14 protein-coding genes are annotated in these 17,759 nt (G+C 73.3%); 7 read left to right on the top strand and 7 right to left on the bottom strand.

The window, feature by feature from the left end:
• The first annotated feature begins 8 nt into the window (after window positions 1-8).
• From cofD to Voc01_RS21470, 4 genes are read left to right on the top strand one after another with little or no spacing between them, the layout of a single operon-like run.
• Window positions 9-962 (top strand): 2-phospho-L-lactate transferase, encoded by a 954-nt coding sequence (gene cofD / locus Voc01_RS21485; protein WP_203929286.1) that lies wholly within the window; start codon window positions 9-11, stop codon window positions 960-962.
• On the top strand, window positions 955-2,016 hold the full coding sequence (locus tag Voc01_RS21480; RefSeq protein ID WP_203929285.1) for a coenzyme F420-0:L-glutamate ligase: 1,062 nt from the start codon (window positions 955-957) through the stop codon (window positions 2,014-2,016). The genes cofD and Voc01_RS21480 overlap by 8 nt, the downstream gene beginning before the upstream one ends.
• Before the next feature lie 34 nt (window positions 2,017-2,050).
• A complete protein-coding gene (locus Voc01_RS21475; RefSeq protein ID WP_203929284.1) occupies window positions 2,051-2,578 on the top strand; it encodes an NUDIX hydrolase in 528 nt (175 codons plus the stop codon).
• Between the two features lie 27 nt (window positions 2,579-2,605).
• Window positions 2,606-3,700, top strand: a complete 1,095-nt coding sequence (locus tag Voc01_RS21470; RefSeq protein WP_203929283.1) for a mannose-1-phosphate guanylyltransferase — start codon at window positions 2,606-2,608, stop codon at window positions 3,698-3,700.
• A gap of 38 nt (window positions 3,701-3,738) precedes the next feature.
• Here Voc01_RS21470 and Voc01_RS21465 read toward each other — a convergent pair whose 3' ends face one another.
• Both Voc01_RS21465 and Voc01_RS21460 read right to left on the bottom strand, forming a co-directional pair.
• The gene (locus Voc01_RS21465) at window positions 3,739-4,917 is read right to left on the bottom strand and encodes a glycosyltransferase family 4 protein (RefSeq protein WP_203929282.1); all 1,179 of its coding nucleotides are present in this window, start codon (window positions 4,915-4,917) and stop codon (window positions 3,739-3,741) included.
• Between the two features lie 190 nt (window positions 4,918-5,107).
• Window positions 5,108-7,372 carry an N-acetylmuramoyl-L-alanine amidase gene (locus Voc01_RS21460; RefSeq protein ID WP_203929281.1) on the bottom strand — a complete coding sequence of 755 codons (2,265 nt, stop codon included), beginning with the start codon at window positions 7,370-7,372 and terminating at the stop codon, window positions 5,108-5,110.
• 56 nt (window positions 7,373-7,428) lie between these two features.
• Here Voc01_RS21460 and Voc01_RS21455 point away from each other — a divergent pair, with 56 nt between their 5' ends.
• Window positions 7,429-8,109 (top strand): TIGR03089 family protein, encoded by a 681-nt coding sequence (locus Voc01_RS21455; protein WP_203929280.1) that lies wholly within the window; start codon window positions 7,429-7,431, stop codon window positions 8,107-8,109.
• Here the strand turns inward: Voc01_RS21455 and Voc01_RS21450 are convergent.
• Window positions 8,096-10,039, bottom strand: coding sequence for an acetoacetate--CoA ligase (locus tag Voc01_RS21450; protein WP_203929279.1), 1,944 nt, complete (start codon window positions 10,037-10,039; stop codon window positions 8,096-8,098). The two genes, Voc01_RS21455 and Voc01_RS21450, sit on opposite strands and share 14 nt — an antisense overlap.
• Window positions 10,040-10,094: 55 nt before the next feature.
• Here Voc01_RS21450 and Voc01_RS21445 point away from each other — a divergent pair, with 55 nt between their 5' ends.
• Together Voc01_RS21445 and Voc01_RS21440 are read left to right on the top strand one after the other, a co-directional pair.
• A complete protein-coding gene (locus tag Voc01_RS21445) occupies window positions 10,095-11,912 on the top strand; it encodes a hypothetical protein (protein WP_203929278.1) in 1,818 nt (605 codons plus the stop codon).
• Between the two features lie 98 nt (window positions 11,913-12,010).
• On the top strand, window positions 12,011-12,742 hold the full coding sequence (locus tag Voc01_RS21440) for a hypothetical protein (protein ID WP_203929277.1): 732 nt from the start codon (window positions 12,011-12,013) through the stop codon (window positions 12,740-12,742).
• On the opposite strand, the gene Voc01_RS21435 is transcribed toward Voc01_RS21440, so the two are convergent.
• Genes Voc01_RS21435 through Voc01_RS21420 form a run of 4 tightly spaced genes read right to left on the bottom strand, consistent with a single transcriptional unit; the run spans window position 12,723 to window position 17,758 of the window.
• On the bottom strand, window positions 12,723-14,510 hold the full coding sequence (locus Voc01_RS21435; RefSeq protein ID WP_203929276.1) for an IucA/IucC family protein: 1,788 nt from the start codon (window positions 14,508-14,510) through the stop codon (window positions 12,723-12,725). The two genes, Voc01_RS21440 and Voc01_RS21435, sit on opposite strands and share 20 nt — an antisense overlap.
• The gene (locus tag Voc01_RS21430; protein ID WP_203929275.1) at window positions 14,507-15,046 is read right to left on the bottom strand and encodes a GNAT family N-acetyltransferase; all 540 of its coding nucleotides are present in this window, start codon (window positions 15,044-15,046) and stop codon (window positions 14,507-14,509) included. The genes Voc01_RS21435 and Voc01_RS21430 overlap by 4 nt, the downstream gene beginning before the upstream one ends.
• Window positions 15,043-16,290 carry a lysine N(6)-hydroxylase/L-ornithine N(5)-oxygenase family protein gene (locus Voc01_RS21425; protein ID WP_203929274.1) on the bottom strand — a complete coding sequence of 416 codons (1,248 nt, stop codon included), beginning with the start codon at window positions 16,288-16,290 and terminating at the stop codon, window positions 15,043-15,045. The genes Voc01_RS21430 and Voc01_RS21425 overlap by 4 nt, the downstream gene beginning before the upstream one ends.
• 1 nt (window position 16,291) lies before the next feature.
• A complete protein-coding gene (locus Voc01_RS21420) occupies window positions 16,292-17,758 on the bottom strand; it encodes a pyridoxal phosphate-dependent decarboxylase family protein (RefSeq protein WP_239160368.1) in 1,467 nt (488 codons plus the stop codon).
• Between the last annotated feature and the right edge of the window lies 1 nt (window position 17,759).

Raw genomic sequence — 17,759 nt, 5'->3', positions numbered from 1 at the left:
TGCTACCCATGCACATCGTGGTTCTGGCCGGCGGCATCGGTGGCGCCCGCTTCCTGGTGGGCGTGCGGGAAGTGGCCCGGCGGCTCGCGGCGCGGGGCGAGCCGGCCGAGGTCACGGCCGTCGTCAATGTCGGTGACGACGTGACGCTGCACGGCCTGAGGATCTGTCCCGATCTCGACACAGTGGTGTACACGCTCGGCGGCGCGGCCGATCCCGAGCGCGGCTGGGGCCGACGCGACGAGACCTGGGTCGTGAAGGAGGAGCTGGTCGCCTACGGGGCCGAGCCGACCTGGTTCGGCCTCGGCGACCGCGACCTCGCCACCCACCTGGTGCGTACCCGCATGCTCGACGCCGGTTACCCCCTGTCGGCGGTCACCGAGGCGCTGTGCGCCCGCTGGCAGCCCGGCGTGCGCGTGCTGCCGGCCACCGACGACCGGGTGGAGACCCACGTGGTCACGGAGACCGAGGCGCTGCATTTCCAGGAGTGGTGGGTCCGGCACCGGGGCGCGTTGCCGGCGAAGCGGTTCGTGTTCGTCGGCGCGGAGGCGGCCAAGCCGGCGCCGGGAGTGCCCGACGCGCTCGCCACCGCCGACGCCGTGCTGCTGGCACCCAGCAACCCGGTCGTGAGCATCGCGCCGATCCTGGCCGTTCCCGGCCTGAAGGAGGCGCTGACGAAGCCGGTGGTGGGCGTCAGCCCGATCATCAATGGCGCGCCGGTGCGCGGCATGGCCGACAAGTGCCTCGCCACCCTGGGCGTGGAGTGCACCGCCGCCGGGGTCGGCGGGCTCTACGGCGCGAGGTCCGCGGGCGGCATCCTCGACGCGTGGCTCGTCGACACCGCCGACGCGGGCACCACCGTCGACGGCGTCCGGGTCGTCGACCGTCCTCTGTGGATGTCCGATGTGGACGCCGCCGCCGCGATCGCAACAGCGGCGCTCACGGCGGCGGGCCTCGATGTCTGAGCTCACCGTCCGTCCGGTCACCGGGATCGGCGACGTGACACCGGGCGCCGACCTGGCCGCGCTCATCACCGACGCCGCGCCGTGGCTGGCCGACGGCGACGTCGTCGTGGTCACCAGCAAGGTGGTCAGCAAGGCGGAGGGCCGACTCGTCCCGCTGCCGCCCGAGCCCGGGCCCGAGCGCGACGCCGCCCGCGACCGCGCCATCGACAGCGAGACGGCGCGCGTGGTGGCCCGGCGCGGGCCGATGCGCATCGTGCAGACCCACCACGGTCTGGTGCTGGCCGCCGCCGGCGTCGACGAGTCCAATGTGGACCGCTCCCTCCTCGTGCTGCTGCCGGCCGACCCCGACGCCTCGGCCGCCGCGCTGCGGGCCCGGATCCGCGCACTGTCCGGTGTGGACGTCGCGGTCGTCGTCTCCGACACCATGGGACGCCCGTGGCGGATCGGCCAGACCGACGTGGCCATCGGCGCGGCGGGCATCGAACCGGTGCGCGACTACCGGGGCGGGCCCGACGCCTACGGCAACATCCTCGACGTCACCCAGGTGGCCGTCGTCGACGAGCTGGCCGCGGCGGCCGACCTGGTGAAGGGCAAGGCCGAGCAGGTGCCGGTCGCGGTCGTCCGGGGGTTCCGCTTCACGGCGTCCGCCGAGGGCGGCGCCCGCGCGCTGGTGCGCGCCGGCCCGGAGGACATGTTCGCGCTCGGGACCGCGGAGGCGCGCGCCGACGGTCTCCGCCGGGCCGCCACGCTCCCGGACGACGTTCCGCTCGGCGACGGCGACCTGCCACAGGGCGCGGTGGAGCACGCACTGTCCATGGTGGACACGACGGTCGACGTGCTCAGCGCGTCCAGTAGAAGGGTGACGCTGCGACCCGGCGGCGACCCGCGGCGCCCGGCCCGTGCGGGCGCCGACATCCACCGGCTGCGCGCCGCCCTGGCGGCCGCCGGCCTCGCCTCGACCTGGACCGACGAGCCGGGCGCCGACGCGCCGTTCGGCACGATCACGGTGGGGATGCCGGCCGGCATTGCTTCCGGAGCGGAGCGGAGGCAGTGATGCCGGCGCTCTTGTGCGGGATTTGGGAGACACAGTGACGCTCTACACCGACGCCCGAAATGTCCTCAGTGGACTGTCCACTCCGGACGCCAGAACGTTCCGCGACCTGCTCGCCACCGGGCCGGAGTCGGTGCTGCCCACCACGGCCGGGCCGCACCTCACCGCGAGCGCGCTCGTCGTCGCGCCCGACCGCGAACGCGTGCTGCTGTGCCTGCACGGCCGGGTCGGCGCGTGGATGCAGATGGGCGGCCACTGCGAGCCCGGCGACGCGACGCTCGCGGCGGCGGCGCTGCGCGAGGCACGCGAGGAGTCGGGCATCGACGGGCTGCTGATCGGGCCGGAGCCGATCGGCCTCGACGTGCACCCGGTGCGCTGCCGGTTCGGGCCGAGCGTGCACTACGACGTGCGGTACGCCGTGCTCGCCCCCGAGGGCGCCGAACCCGTGTGCAGCGCCGAGTCGAAGGACCTCGCCTGGTTCGCGCCCGACGCGCTGCCGTCGCCCCTGGCCGACGGCGTGGTCCCGTTGATCGGACCCGCACTCCGATGGGCTTACTCAACGTGACGCAGATTCATCCGGCATGATGGACGGGTGCTTTATGCCGTAGTTCTCGCCGGAGGAAGTGGCACGCGGCTGTGGCCGCTGTCACGGGCCGGCCACCCCAAGTTCCTGCACCCGCTGACCGGTACGTCGTCGACGCTGCTCCAGGCGACGGCCGAGCGGCTCGACGGACTCGCCACCGCCGACACCACGATGGTGGTCACCGGCGTGGCGCACGCCGCCGCGGTGGCCCGCCAACTTCCCGACCTGCCAGAGAGCAACATCCTGGTGGAGCCGGCCCCGCGCGACTCCTGCGCCGCGATCGGCCTCGCCGCGGCGGTGATCGCCGAGCGCGAGCCGACGGCGCTCATGGGTTCGTTCGCGTCCGACCACCTGGTGGCCGACGTGCCGGCGTTCCAGGCCGTGGTGCGCGCCGCGGCCGAGGGTGCCCGCGCCGGCAAGCTGATGACGATCGGCATCACGCCGACCCGCGCCGAGACCGGCTACGGCTACCTGAAGTGCGGCGCCACCGACGGCGACGGCCCGATCCGGGCGGTCGAGGAGTTCGCCGAGAAGCCCGACGCGGCCCGCGCCGAGGCGTACGTGCGCTCCCGCCAGTACCTGTGGAACGCGAGCATGTTCCTCTGGCGCGTCGACGTGTTCCTCGACGAGCTGGCCCGCCAGCAGCCCGAACTGCACGACGGGCTGCGCCGCATCGCGGCCGCCTGGCACGGGCCGCGCCGCGAGGACCGGCTGGGCGAGGTCTGGCCGACACTGAAGAAGATCTCCGTCGACTACGCGGTGATGGAGGGTGCGGCGGCCGAGGGCCTGGTGGCCACGGTGCCGGGCACGTTCGGCTGGAACGACGTCGGCGACTTCCACACCCTCGGTGACGTGCTGCCCGCCGACGCGCGCGGCAACGTGGTGCTCGACGCCGACGACGCGAAGGGCGAGGTGGTCCTGCACGACGCGGCCGACGTGGTCGTGGTGCCGGGCAGCGGGCGCCTCGTGGCCGCCGTGGGCCTGACCGACATCATCATCGTCGACACCGACGACGCTCTCCTGGTGTGCTCCCGCGGGCGGGCCCAGGAGGTGAAGGCCGTCGTCGACAGCCTCCGCGAGCGCGGCGCCTCCGGGTACCTCTAGCTACCGCGGCGCGCCGCGGGCGGCGCCGAGGACTCCGGCTACCGCAGCGCGCCGCGGGCGGCGTCGCCGAGGACGGCGGCTTCGCGTGCGGCGCGCGTCCAGGCCGCCAGGTGCACCTCGGCGCTGGTGGCCCAGGTGAACTCCTGTGCCCGGGCCAGGCCGGCGGCGGCCAGCGTCTTGCGGCGGGGCTCGTCGTCGAGCAGGGCGGCCAGGTCGCGGCCGATCTCCTCCGGGTCGGGACCGGTGTACGCCACGGCCTCGCCGCCGACCTCGGGCAGCGACAGCCGGGGCGTGGTGAGCACCGGGGTGCCGCAGGCCATCGCTTCGAGGATCGGCAGGCCGAAGCCCTCGCCGAAGGACGGGTACGCGGCCACCATGGCGCCGCCCAGGAAGCCCGGCAGGTCGGTGTACCGGAGGTAGCCGGGGCGCAGCAGCCGCAGGTGGGCCGGCACCTCCGACACAGCCTGGTCGATCTCGTCGTCGTGGCCGGAGCCGCCGGCCACGACCAGCGCCGGCGGGTTGGGGCGGTTCCGCACCGCCGTGACCCAGCCGCGGATCAGGCTCGGGACGTTCTTGCGCGGCTCCTTCGCGCCCAGGAACGCGATGTAGCCGGTGGCGCCGAGGCCCAGGCGGGCCCGGACTCGCGCCTTCTCCTCCTCCGCCGGCACGTGGAACGCGCCCGGGTCGACGCCGTGGTAGGCGACGTCGATGCGGGTCGGGTCGGCCTCGAGGAGGCGGATCAGCTCGTCGCGGGTGGCCTTCGAGGGGACGATGACGCGCGCGGCCCGGCGCAGCGACGTCTTGATGGCCGACCGGAAGAACGTGCGGCGCGACTTGTCGTAGTGCTCCGGCTCGGTGAAGAACGTGGCGTCGTGCACGGTGACCGTGACCGGGCAGCTGATGCGCAACGGGCACGTGTAGAACGGCGAGTGCAGCACGTCGGCGCCGATCTGCTGGGCGAGCAGCGGCAGGCCGGTCTGCTCCCAGGCGAGGCGGGCCGGGCGGTGCGCGGCGGCGGCCGGCGCGGCCACGACCCGGGCGGCGGGAAGCTCGCGGGCGTACCGCTCGGAGTCGGTGCGCTGGCAGACGACCGCGATGTCGGCGTCCGTGTTCACCAAGGCGCCCAGCAGCCCGTCGACGTAGCGCCCGACACCGCCCCTGTCGGCGGGGACACTCGTGGCGTCGACTAGCACGCGGGGTGGGCGACCGGGGGTCACGTGACGGCTCCTCCGCACTGGTTGTTCCGCACTGGTTGTTCCGCACTCGTTGTTCCGGACCAGGTACTCGTCCGCCCGGGGTGGGCGGCGGAACAGTTAGTTACAGCACCTTACGTCACTGTCCCGTACGCCAACACTACGCCGACCGCGCACCACCACACCGACCGTGGCGCGTCGATTGAGGCAATATTCAGGACAGCACAATGGGAACGTCACCCGGTTGGCCGAAGCGGACGGATCCGTGCCTACGGATGGTCCATTCCCCGGTGCGCCAGACGGCCTGATCGGCCCGACCATCGCCGTCGTACTGTGCCGGAACGGGCGTGTCGCCCGGTTCGCCGTACTTCGCGGGCAACCGTCCGGGTAGGAACCATCGTCCGGTCACCGGGGACCACGCGGCCGGGTCGACGCTTCCGTCGCCGTCGTAGTCGGCCGGCACCGGAAGGAAGTTCGCTTCCCCCAACCGGACGGTGCGTCCGCCGCGGATGTGCCAGTTCCCCTCGACCGGCCGGTACACGGCGATGTCGGCGCGTCCGTCGCCGTCGTAGTCGCCCGGCACCGGAACGTCACCGGGCACGCCCCACTGCGTCGGCGGACCGACACCGACCCACCAGGTTCCGTCGGATTCCCGCCACACCGCCGGTTCGGCGCGTCCGTCGCCGTTGTAGTCGGCCGGTACCGGGCGGTCACCGGGATGGCCGAGCGAGTACTCCTCGACGGTGCCGCCGCCGGAGTTCGCGATCCGCCACCGGCCGGTCGCGGGCGTCCAGGTACCGGGGTCGCCGCTGCCGTCGCCGTCGAAGTCGGCCGCCACCGGAACGTCACCCACCGATCCCAACAGGAGGGGACCGGCGGAGCCCTGCGCCCGCCACGTCGCGTCCGACGGCCGCCACGTGGCGAGCCGCTGCCGCGGGGTCGACGGCTCGACCCGGTCTCCCAGGTACCGCCGGGCGGCGTCACGCACCGCGCCGAGGGCGGCCGTGCCCCGGTCGCCCGGGCTGTCGGTGTCACCGGTCTGCCGGTGCGGGAACACCCGGGGCAGGGTGACCGCGGTGCCGGCACGGAACCGCGACGCGCCGCCCTCGCTGGTCACCTTGACGCTGCTCCACGGGTGCACCGCCGTCGGCGCGAGCGACAGCTTCCAGCCGGCGTAGCGACCGGCCGCCTCCACGGCCGCCGGCGGCACCGCGGTGCGGTCGAAGTCGCCGAGAAGTGCGACGCCCGTCGCAACCCGGTTGAAGCCGCTCGCGTGCGCGCCGACCACCGGCCGGGCCAGCCCGCCGTACCGCCCCTCCCAGAGCCGCCCGAACCGGTCGACGAGCACCGGGTAGCCGAGGTCGCCCCAGCCGCGCGACACCGCCTGGAAGTAGTAGAGCGCCCGCAGCATCCGCGGCACGTCGACCGGTTGGTAGTCGGTGGCGGTCGCGGTGTGGTGCAGGGCGACGGCCTGCACCGGGCGGGAGTAGGCGGGCGTCCAGTCCATGAGGCGCTCGTCGGCGCCCCAGTCGGCGCGGCGGGCGATCGGTGGCATCGGCACCCGGCCCGTTCCCGGGGTCGGCGCGGTCGCGGGCACGCCGGCCGTGGCGTCGGCGGGCGCGGTGCGCGGGTCGATGAGGTCCACGACGACGTCGGCGATCCCGGCCCGGACCTCGGCGCTCACCTGCACCTCGATCGCGTCGGCGGCGCCGAGCCACACGAGGTCGGCCGCGTTGCGCCAGGTCGGCGCCGTCTCCGCCCGGTCGGCGCCGCTCCCGGCCGGCGGACCGCCGGTCCCGGCCGGCGGCTGCGCGGGGCCGCGGTCCTCCGGGCGCGCGTCGGGGTCGCGGTCCGCGCTCGCGGCGCCCACCGCGCGCCACCCGGTCCACCCCTTCGACGGGACCCGCGACCGCACGGCCACGCTGACCCGGGCCGACGGGTCACCCACCCAGGTGACGCCCACCGCGCTGAACACCTGCGTGTCGGTCTGCCGCGCCCCGAGCGTGCGGGTGTCGCGGTCACCCCGCAGGCCGCCGGCCCCGGCGGCGAGCGGCAGGCCGCGCGGAACCCCGGCCCGCACCTGCACCCCGTCGGCGGGCGCGTCGGGACCGCCGAGCCGCAGGTGGGCCACCTCGGGCGTCACCGCGCCGGGCGTCGCGGGGCCGGCCGGGCGGAAGCGCGGGTCGGCACCGGGCCGGCCCCGCTCGGCGGCACCGGGCCGGCCGGCGACGGCCGTGCCGGTCGGGGTCACCGACTCCGCGGGCGCCACCGACACGGGTGCCGCGGAGCCCGGCGGCGACGCCTCGGCCGACGGCGACCGGCCGGCTGGCACGGCCGGGCCGAGCGGCGCCGGGTCGACGCCGCCGACGTCGTCGCGGCGGTGGTCGGGAAGGAGCAGCAGCGACAGGAGCACACCGAGCGCCGCGGCGGCCGCCCACAGCTTTCGCCGGACCGGCCGATATCGTCGCGGTTGCGGCACGCTCGATCACCACCCCTCCGGGTGGGCTAACGCATGCCACCGCATTTGGAGATGCCGTGACGAATCTTGGAGACCTCGCCGCCCGCACCGCCGCGGCCGACCCGGCCCGCCCGCTGCTGACGTTCTACGACGACGGCACGGGCGAGTGGGTGGAACTGAGCGGCAACACGTTCGCCAACTGGGTGTCGAAGACCGCCAATCTGCTGGTCGACGGCTGCGGCCTCGGCCCGGGCGACGCCGCGCTGGTCGCGGTGACCCCGCACTGGCAGACCGCCGCCATCCTGGTGGGCTGCTGGGCCGCCGGTCTGTCGGTCGAGTCCGACGGTGACGTGGCGTTCGCGTCCGCACCCGTCGAGTCGTCGGCCACCGACCGGTTCTTCCTCGGGCTGGCCGCGATGGGCATGCCGTACCGCGGCGAACTGCCGGACGGCTGGCTCGACTACATCAGCGAGGTCCGGCCGCACGGCGACCACTTCCGCACCGGGCCGCCGGCGGACCCCGCGTACTTCGGGGAGACCCACGCCGCGGTGCTCGACCGGGCCACCGCCCGCGCGAAGGAGCTCGGGATCCCCGCGAACGGGCGGGTGCTCGTCGACGTCACCACCTATCCCGACCCGGTCGACTGGCTGCTCGCGCCGCTCACCGCGTCCGCTTCGATCGTCCTCTGCAAGGACGTCGACGCGACGACGCTGCGGCGGCGCGCGGAGACCGAGCGGGCCGGCCTCACGCTCTCCTGACGAGCGACTCGTACTCCGACAGCGACTCCGGGTTGACCAGGGCGCCCTTCGCGGCGGCCTGGTCGGCGGGCGTGCCGGTGAGGATGCGCTTGACCGGCACCTCCAGCTTCTTGCCGCTCAACGTGCGGGGCACGGCGGTGACGCTGTGGACGGAGTCGGGAACGTGGCGTGGCGACAGGCCGCCGCGCAGCTCCTTGGCGATCCGCGTGACGAGCGCGTCGTCGACGGCCGCGCCGGGCGCCGGCACCACGAACAGGATCAGCTCGCCGGGGCCGCCCTCCGGGTCCTCGAGGTGCACGACCAGCGAGTCGGCGACCTCCGCGAAGCCCTCGACCACCGAGTAGAACTCCGACGTGCCCAGGCGCACGCCGCCCCGGTTGAGCGTCGCGTCGGACCGGCCGGTGATCACGAGCGTGCCGCGCTCGGTGATCGTGAGCCAGTCGCCGTGCCGCCACACGCCGGGGAACGTGTCGAAGTAGGCCTCGCGGTAGCGGCTGCCGTCGGTGTCGTTCCAGAAGCCGACCGGCATGCTCGGCATCGGCGCGGTGATCACCAGTTCGCCGAGCTCGCCGGTCGGCGCCGAGGTGCCGTCGGGCCGGAACGAGTCGACGGCCGCGCCCAGCGCGCGGCAGGTGATCTCACCCGAGTAGACCGGCAGCAGCGGTACCCCGCCGACGAACGCCGTGCACACGTCGGTGCCGCCGCTGGCGCTGGACAGGACGAGGTCCGGGTTCACGTTCTCGTAGACCCACTCGAAGCCCTCGGGCGGCAGCGGCGCGCCGGTGGAGCCGAGGCCTCTGATCTTCTCCAGGTTGCCCGGTTTCACGTTGTTCTTCCGGCAGGCGAGGAGGAACGGGGCCGAGGTGCCGAAGTAGGTGATCCCCGCTTCCTCGGCCAGCGTCCACAGGGCGTCGAGGCCGGGGTACGCGGGGTCGCCGTCGAACATCACGATGCCGGCGCCGACCGCCGGCGCCGACGCGAGGTAGTTCCACATCATCCAGCCGGTGGTGCTGAACCAGAAGAACCTGTCGTCGGGGCCGAGGTCGTGGTGCAGGGCCAGCATCTTCACGTGCTCGAGCAGGATGCCGCCGTGGCCGTGGACGATCGGCTTCGGCAGGCCGGTGGTGCCGGAGGAGTAGAGGACGTAGAGCGGGTGGTCGAACGGGACCTGTTCGAACGTGAGCGGCTCATCGGTGGGCTGGGTGAGCTCGTTCTCATCCGATTTTTCGGCGTATTTCAGCGTAATGACGTGTGCGAGGCTGGGCAGCGCGTCGCGGATGGCCGCGACCTCCTCCCGGCGGTCGATCTCCCGGGGGCCGTAGCGGTAGCCGTCGACGGCGAGCAGCACGGTCGGCTCGATCTGCAGCCACCGGTCGACCACGCTGCGCAGCCCGAACTCCGGCGCGCAGCTGCTGAACACCGCGCCGAGGCTGGCGGTGGCGAGCAGCAGCACGTACGTCTCGGGAATGTTCGGCGCGTATGCGGCGACCCGGTCGCCCTTCCTGACGCCCAGCCGCCGCAGGGCGCCGCGCGCCCGCCGCACCCGCTCGGTGAGCTCGGCCTTCGTCAGGTGGACCGGCTCGCGGGTCTGCGAGTAGGCGCTGACGATCACGTCGTCGTCGGCCCGGCCGGGTGCGCGCAGCACGTGCTCGGCGTAGTTCAGCGTGGCGCCGGGGAACCACCGCGCACCGGGCATCGCGACGCGGTCGATGGTCGTCTCCGGCGGGGTGGCGGCGGCGATCTCGAAGTAGTCCCAGATCGTCCGCCAGAACTCGGCCGGCTCGCGCACCGACCACTGCCATAGCTCCTCGTACCCGGACCGGGTGAAGTCACGGTCGCGCTCCGACCGCAGCCAGCGCAGGTAATGGCCGATCCGGGTGGTGTCCCGTACGTCGGCGGGCGGGGTCCACAGCACGTCACCAGCGGTCATGGATGTCATTCTGCCCGGGCGGACCCCGGGTGACCCGGGACGGTACTTTGCTGACATGCGCCATTTCGGCAGCTTGTTGGCCGGTCTCGTGGTAGCGCCCCTCGCCTGGGTGCTGATCGCCGCGGGACAACCCCGCATGCAGCGGACCTACGACCGCTGGAGCACGGCCGACGACATCTACACCGGCGACGTGCTGGGGCCGCTGGCCCTGGTGCTGGGCGCCGGCCTGCTCATCGGGCTGATCGTCGCCCTGCGCCTGTCGCCCGTCGGCCCGCTGGTCGCCGGGGTGCTGTACCTGGGCGTGTACGGGTACGCGGTCCGCGAGCCGATGTGGGTGGTCGACACGCTGCCCCAGTTCGAGATCAACGGCTACCCGATCGACACGGTCCCCCCGTTCACGAACGGGACGATCGCCCTGGCCGGTGCGATCCTCGTGGTCGCCGCCCTGAGCCGGCGGAGGTGGCAGCGCTGGCCGGCGGCCGCTCCCGCTGCCGGTGCCGGTGCCGGTGCCGGTGCCCCGGTTTCGGGTTCTCCCGCGTCCGGGCCCGGCACCACGGGCGTGCTGCCGGTGTCAGACTCGCCCGCACCGGCGGGCGCCGGCGCCTACAGCCCGGCCGGCATGCCCACCACCGCCGCCGTCTACACCCCGAACGAGGCGGCGGGCTCCCCGCCGCCGGCGCTGGGCGAGGGCCCCCTCTGGCCGTCGACGGTGAGCCCCTACCCCCAGCCGGGTGAGGGCTCGACCCTCACCCGCGAGGCGATGTACGCCGGGCTGACCCCGGGAACCCCCGAGGACCTCCCCCGCCGCACCCCACCGAAGCGCCCGGGGGACACCGGCACCGACCCGGCGGCCGGGCCAATATCGGGGCCGGCATCGGGGCCGGCATCGGAGCCCGAGGCTGGGCCGGCATCGCCGCCTGTCTCGCCGACCGCGCCGCCTGCGGTTGGGCCGGCGGCGCAGCCTCTCCCGCCGATCGTGCCGCCCGCGTCGCCGCCTGTTTTCCCGACCGCACCGCCTCTCACGTCGCCTGCCTCGGACCCGGGCCCGGGCGTGCCTCCGAACGGCTCCACCCCGGCGGCCGGCCGGACCCCACCGCCCACCCCGGTGATCCCCGGTCCACGGCACGCCGCGCCCACCGAGGGCTGGCCGCTCGACAGCTGGCCGAACGCCGGTCCGTCCGACCGCCCGACGATCCAGCCGACGTTCCAGGTGCCGCCGGAGACCCCGTCGACCGACCTGACCCAGCCCGTGCCTCCGTCGGCGCCGCCGCAGGTACCGCCGTCCGCCGAGCAGACCCGGCCCACTCCCCCGGCCCGCCAGCCGGACCCCGCAGAACCGACCACCGGGCCGGCTACCGGGCCCACGAGCGGGGCGGCCCAGGACCGCCCCGACCCGTCGGCGGCCAACGCGCCGGACGCGCCCGACACCCTGTCCTGGCCGTCGAGCCAGCCCGATCCACCGGTCGCGCCGGGCCAGCCCGTCGTGCCCGGCCAGCCCGGCCAGCCCGTCGTGCCGAGCCAGGGTCAGCCTCCGCAGCGGCCGGTCAACCCGCTGGCGCCGCAGCGGCCCGTCAGCCCGCCGCCGAGCGTCCCGCCGCGGCCGCGGCCCGTCAACCCGCTGGCCCAGCGTCCACCGGCCCCGCCAACCCCGCTGACCGGCCAGCCCGCACAACCCGGCCAGCCCGCACAACCCGGCCAGCCCGCACAACCCGGCCAGCCCGCACAACCCGGCCAGCCCGAGACCACCTCGGACGCCACCCAGCGCCTCCCCGGCCAGCCGCCCACCACCGACGCCGGCGACGAGCGTCCCGCCGATCCGCCCGCCACCTCACCGTGGGCGGCGCCGCCCCGCCCGCCGCAGGACAACGGCTGATCGGCGTCGGGAAGTAGGCATACCCGTCCGGACGGGACCATGACGGCGCCGCTCGTTGTAGCGTCGTCGGCAGTAGCGCATCGATCCGGAGGTGCAGCATGCGCCACCTCGTCAGTGTCGTCCTCGGTCCCGTGCTCGGCATCGTCGCGTATGTCCTGTTCGGGTTCGGGGTCGGTCGCACGAGCATCGAAGACGGGTGGACGGGCGACAACGCGCTCGGCGTCCTCGCCCTCGTCGGCGCCGGGGCGGCGTACGCCGTGCTCGTGGTGCCACGGCTGTCGCCACTCGGGCCCGCCCTGGTCGGCGTCGCCTACATGCTGCTCGGGTTATGGCTGGTCAGCGACGTCTCCTCGTTCGTCGACACGATGCCCAGCGACATCCTGGAGATCGACAACGCCGGCTTCGGTGCCGGCACGATCCTGGTGGCGCTGTCGATCCCGCTGCTGGCGACGCTGGTGAGCCCGAACCGCTGGATCAGCCGCACCCCGCGCGCGGCCGTCCCGCCAGGGTCACCACCCGGTCCGCCGCCGGGCCAGCCGGGCTTCGGCCAGCCCCACCAGTTCGGCCAGCCCGCCGAACCGCCGCCCTTCGGCGGGCAGCCCGGCCCGCTCGACCCGCCGCCGTTCGGCGGCCAGCCCAGCTACCCGAACAGCCCGCCGATCGGGGCGCCGTACAGCGGACCGCCGTCGTTCGGGCCGGCGCCGGGGAGCCCGGTGGGGCCGCCGCCCGGTAGCCCGGTCGCGCCGTCCGGGTACGACCCGTACGGCACACCGCCGCCGGCCGCGCCGCGCGACCCGTTGAGCCCCGACGTCACCCGCCGGATCCAGTAGAGCCGGATCCAGGAGAGCCGGATCCAGGAGAGCCGAGTCCGGCCAGCGGGTTCTCCAGGTCGCCCACGAGTTGCAGCGCCGCCGACGGGTCGGCCAGGTCGACCATCTGCCGGTTGTCGCGTAGCTGCAGCCGGTTCAGGCACGACAACGCGAACGTCGGCGCGAACAGGTCGTACCGCTCGAAGCGGTCGGCGAGGTGCGGCACGCTGTCGCGGTAGTCGCGGGCGCATGCGGCCACCACCCGCCAGAACGCGTCCTGGTCGAGCACGCCCTGCCGGTGCAGGATCGCGCTGAGGAACCGGAAGAAGCAGTCGAACACGTCGGTGAAGATCGACAGGAGCTTCATGTGCTCCGGCACCGCGGCCCGGACGCGTTCGCACGCGGGCGGCAGCGGCAGTGAGTCCGACATCACCACGATCTCCTCGGCGAGGTCCTTGAAGATCGCCCGCTCCACCACGCCGTCGCGCAGCACGAGGATCGTGTTCTCGCCGTGGGGCATGAACGCGAGGTCGTACGCGTAGAACGCGTGCAGCAGCGGCACCAGGTACGCGTCGAGGTACCGGCGCAGCCACGAAGACGGGGCGAGGCCGCTCGATGAGATCAGCGCCGCGGCGAAGGAGCCGCCGGCGGCGTCCACGTGCAGCAGCGACGCCATCGTCGCCAGCCGCTCACCGTCCACCAGGGACGGCACCGGGCTCTCGCGCCACAGCGCCGCCAGCATCTTGCGGTACGGCGAGTACCGGTCGGTCGCCGCCTCGTAGTGCCGGTGGTGGTATCCGATCGCCGCGCGCTCGCGCAGCAGCGTCAGCCGGGTCGCCTTGAAGACGTCGTCGGCGGCGACGAGGTCGGCGAGCCAGTCGTTGATGGCCGGCGTCACCTCCATGTACGCGGCCGACAGCCCGCGGACGAACCCCATGTTCAGCACGGAGATCGCGGTCTTCACGTAGTGCCGCGACGGCGTCGTGGTGTTGAAGAACGTCCGGATCGACTGCTGCGCCCGGTAATCGTCGGACGACGGGCCCAGGTACACGAGCCGGCGCGCGGCCACCTCACCGGCGAAAGTCACCGAGATCCTGTTGTCCCACTGCCACGGGTGCACGGGGAACAGGTGGTAATCCGCGAGGTCCACGATGTCGCCGAAGGCCGCGAGCGTCGACGGCGTGAACTCCTGGCGCACCAGCGCCTCGTAGTCGAGGTCCGTCGTGCAGGTGAACGTCGAGTGGTCGCGGTGGGCCGCGAGCCAGACCAGCCGGACCGGCCGCGCCGCCTCCGGCGCGTACCGGAGGTAGTCGTCGAGACCGAAGCCCAGCCGCCCGTTGTTGGCGACGAAACACGGATGGCCCTCGGTCATCCCGCTCTCGATGTCCTGGAAGTCGGCCGACACCAGGGCCGACGACGCCACGTTCGGCCGCGACAGCTTGTACGCCGTCGAGGACAGCGTCGACCCGATCTCCTCCAGGTACACCGGCAGGATCTCGTCGGTCAGCCCGAGCGCCCCGCGCAGGTCCAGGAAGAAGTCGAGCGCGTCGACCGGCAGGTCGGCGCCGTCGCGGGTCCGCGTGATGCTGTCGGCGTCGACGTCCCAGTGGTCGAGCGCCAGCCGGGTGGCCCCGAACCGGTACCGGACCGAGCCGTCGTCACTGTCCACTGTGTAGAGACCGGCGACGCGCACCGGTGTCAGCAGCCGCTCGTGGGTGAACTCGGCCAGTGCCTTGCGCACCAGCAGCCGGTTGGCGACGGCCCAGAACGAGGGGTCGAGATGGTTCATACCAGCACCGCCGCCTCGAACGAGGCGCGCGTGCAGATGCTCAGCAGCGCCTCCTTCTCCGGCTTCGCCACCGGTCCGATCACCGTGAACCCGACCGCCCCGTTCAACGCGTGCACGGCGGTGTTGCGCACGTCGGGTTCCACCACCACCCGTCGGACGGCGGGATCGGAGAACAGCCACGCCATCACCGTGGTGATGACCCCGAGCGTGAACCCGTGCACCGGTGTGTCCGTGGGCGCGCAGAGGAAGTGCATGCCCACGTCGCCGGGTGAGGCGTCGAAGATGCCGACGAGCTCGCAGCGGGCCGGGTCGTACCGCTCGGCCAGGAACGCCGGCGAGCCGCGGTACGAACCCAGGTACGCGTCGTGGTGCGGGTGTTCGGCGATCCGCCGGTACTCGGCGACCACGTCGTCGACGGAGGCGTCCTGCATCATCCAGTACGCCGCCTTCGGGTGGGTCACCCAGCCGTGCAGCAGCACGGCGTCGCGGTCGGCGTCGAGGGGACCGATCGCGAACTCACCGCGGGAGAACGTCATGACGCCACCCCGAACTCCTGGAACGTGATGCTCTTCTCGATCGGGTAGTACTCCTCGCCGAGCAGGTCGCGGATGATCCAGGAGTTGCGGTAGGCGCCCATGCCCAGGTCGGGTGAGGTGATGCTGTGCGTGTGGGTGCCGGCGTTCTGCAGGAAGATCTCGCGCCCGTTCACGTCGACCGTGTAGTTGCGGGCGACGTCGAAGCGCCCCGCACCGTCCCACCGGATGCGGTCCCGGATCCCCGCGAGGAACGCGGGCGGCACGTATCTGTAGCCGGTGGCGAGCACGAGCCCCTCGGTGTCGAGCGTGAACTCCCGCTCCTGCTCGTCGTTGCGCAGGCCGAGCGTGTACACACCGTCCACAAGGGACGCCGACACCAGCGACGTGTTGGTGAGCAGCCGCGTGGGCACGGGACCGTCGACGCTCTTCTCGTACAGCAGGTCGTAGATGGCGTCGATGAGGTCGCCGTTGATGCCCTTGAACAGCCCCTTCTGGCCGGCCTCGAGCCGGTACCGCACGGGTTCGGGCAGCGCGTGGAAGTAGTCGACGTAGTCGGGCGACGTCATCTCCAGCGTCAGCTTCGTGTACTCCAGCGGGAAGAACCGCGGCGACCGCGTGACCCAGTTCAACCGGTACCCGCGCGAGATGTCGCCGAGCAGGTCGTGGTAGATCTCGGCGGCGCTCTGTCCACTGCCGACGATCGTGATGCTCCCGAGCGACCGCAGCGCCGGCGCGTGCGTCAGGTAGTCGGCGGCGTGTACGGCGTCGAGCCCTTCGCAGGCCGGCGGCACGTACGGCGGGGTGCCGGTGCCGAGCACGATCCGCGGCGCGCTGAACGTCCCTTGTGGAGTGTCCACGTGGTACAGACCGCCGGCGTGCCGCACGGTCGTCACCTCGTGGCTCCACCGGATCGACGGCAGCTTCGCCGCGGCCCACCGGCAGTACCTGTTGTACTCGCTGCGCAACGGGTAGAAGCTCTCCCGGATGTAGAACGGGTACAGCCGCCCGGTCTCCTTGAGGTAGTTCAGGAACGAGAACGGCGACGTCGGGTCGGCGAGCGTCACCAGGTCGCTCATGAACGGGGTCTGCAGGCGGGTCGAGTCGAGCATCATGCCGGGGTGCCACTGGAACTCCGGCCGCGCTTCGAGGAACACCCCGTCGAGGTCACGGATCGGCGCGGTCAGGCAGGCCAGCCCGAGGTTGTACGGGCCGAGGCCGATCGCGACGAAGTCATGGGTGGGCATGTCAACTCCCGGTCGGGCTGAGGCGCAGGCCGGCGGCCTCGTCGGCGTGACGGCCGGCGTGCTCGGCGATGAGGTCGGCGACGGCCGCGATGTCCTCGACGGTCGTCGACGGGTTGAGCAGCGTGAACTTGAGGAAGTGCCGGCCGTCGACGGTCGTCGACGCGATCACCGCGGCACCCGACGCCGACAGCGCGTCGCGGGCGTGCAGGTTGGCCTCGTCGGCGAACGCGAGCGCGCGGCCCGCCGGCAGGTACCGGAACACGACGGTGCTGAGGTCCGACCGGGCGCACACCTCGAACCGCGGGTCGTCGCTCAACAGGCTCCACGCCGCTCCCGCGCGGTCGATCACCTCGTCGAACAGTGCGCCGATCGCGTCCGGACCCATCATCCGCAGCGTCAGCCACAGCTTGAGGGCGTCGAACCGGCGCGTGGTCTGCATGCTCTTGTCGACCTGGTTCGGGATGTTCCGTTCGGCCATGCGCGCCGGGTTCAGGTAGTCGGCGTGGTACGTCACGTGCCGCAGCACGCGTGACTCGCGCACGAGAACGGCGCTGGAGCTGACCGGTTGGAAGAACGACTTGTGGAAGTCGACGGTCACCGAGTCGGCCCGGTCGATGCCCGCCAGCAGGTGCCGCCGCGTCGGCGACACCAGCAGCCCGCATCCGTAGGCCGCGTCGACGTGCAGCCACGTTCCGGCGGCGGCGCACAGGTCGGCGATCTCCGGCAACGGGTCGATCGAACCGAAGTCGGTGGTGCCGGCCGTCGCGACGACGGCCATCACCGTCACGCCTTCGTCGGCGGCGCGGCGCAGTTCGGTGGCCAGGGCCGCCGGCCGCATGCGGCCTTCGTCGTCGGTGGATATGTGACGCACGTGGTCGGATTCGAGTCCGAGCAGCTTCGCGGCTTTCTGGACGCTGAAATGGCCGGCCGACGATGCCAGGATCCGCAGTGGCGATCCGCCGGAGCGGAGGTGTGCCTCCTCTCTCGCGAGGAGCAGAGCCTGCAGGTTCGACTGGGTGCCGCCGCTGGTGAACACGCCGTCGGCGCGCGGGCCGAGGCCGATCCGGTCGGCGGTCCACCCGATCAGGCGGCGCTCGATGAGCGTGGCGCCGGCGCTCTGGTCCCAGGTGTCGAGCGAGGGGTTGACGGCGCTGAGCACCGCCTCGCCCAGCAGGGCCGGCAGCACCACCGGACAGTTCAGGTGGGCGAGGTACCGCGGGTGGTGGAAGTACACCGCGTCGCGCAGGTAGACGGTGTCGAGCTCGTCGAGCGCCGCGGCCGCGTCACCGAGGGGGGTGTCGAGGTCGACGACGTCGATCTCGAGGGCCAGATCGGCCGGGAGAACTCCGGTGAACGGCTTGTCCGTGGTGCCGATCCGGTGCGCCACCCGGTCTATTCCGGCGGCCAGCAATTGTCGGTACCGGTCGACGGATTCGTTGTTCAGCAGCTGGTCACGAGGCAGCACCACG

This window comes from Virgisporangium ochraceum (assembly GCF_016863655.1).
Lineage (GTDB): Bacteria > Actinomycetota > Actinomycetes > Mycobacteriales > Micromonosporaceae > Virgisporangium > Virgisporangium ochraceum.
The sequence above is the reverse complement of the archived record's forward strand: the minus strand, read 5'-3'. Positions and strand labels throughout refer to the sequence as shown.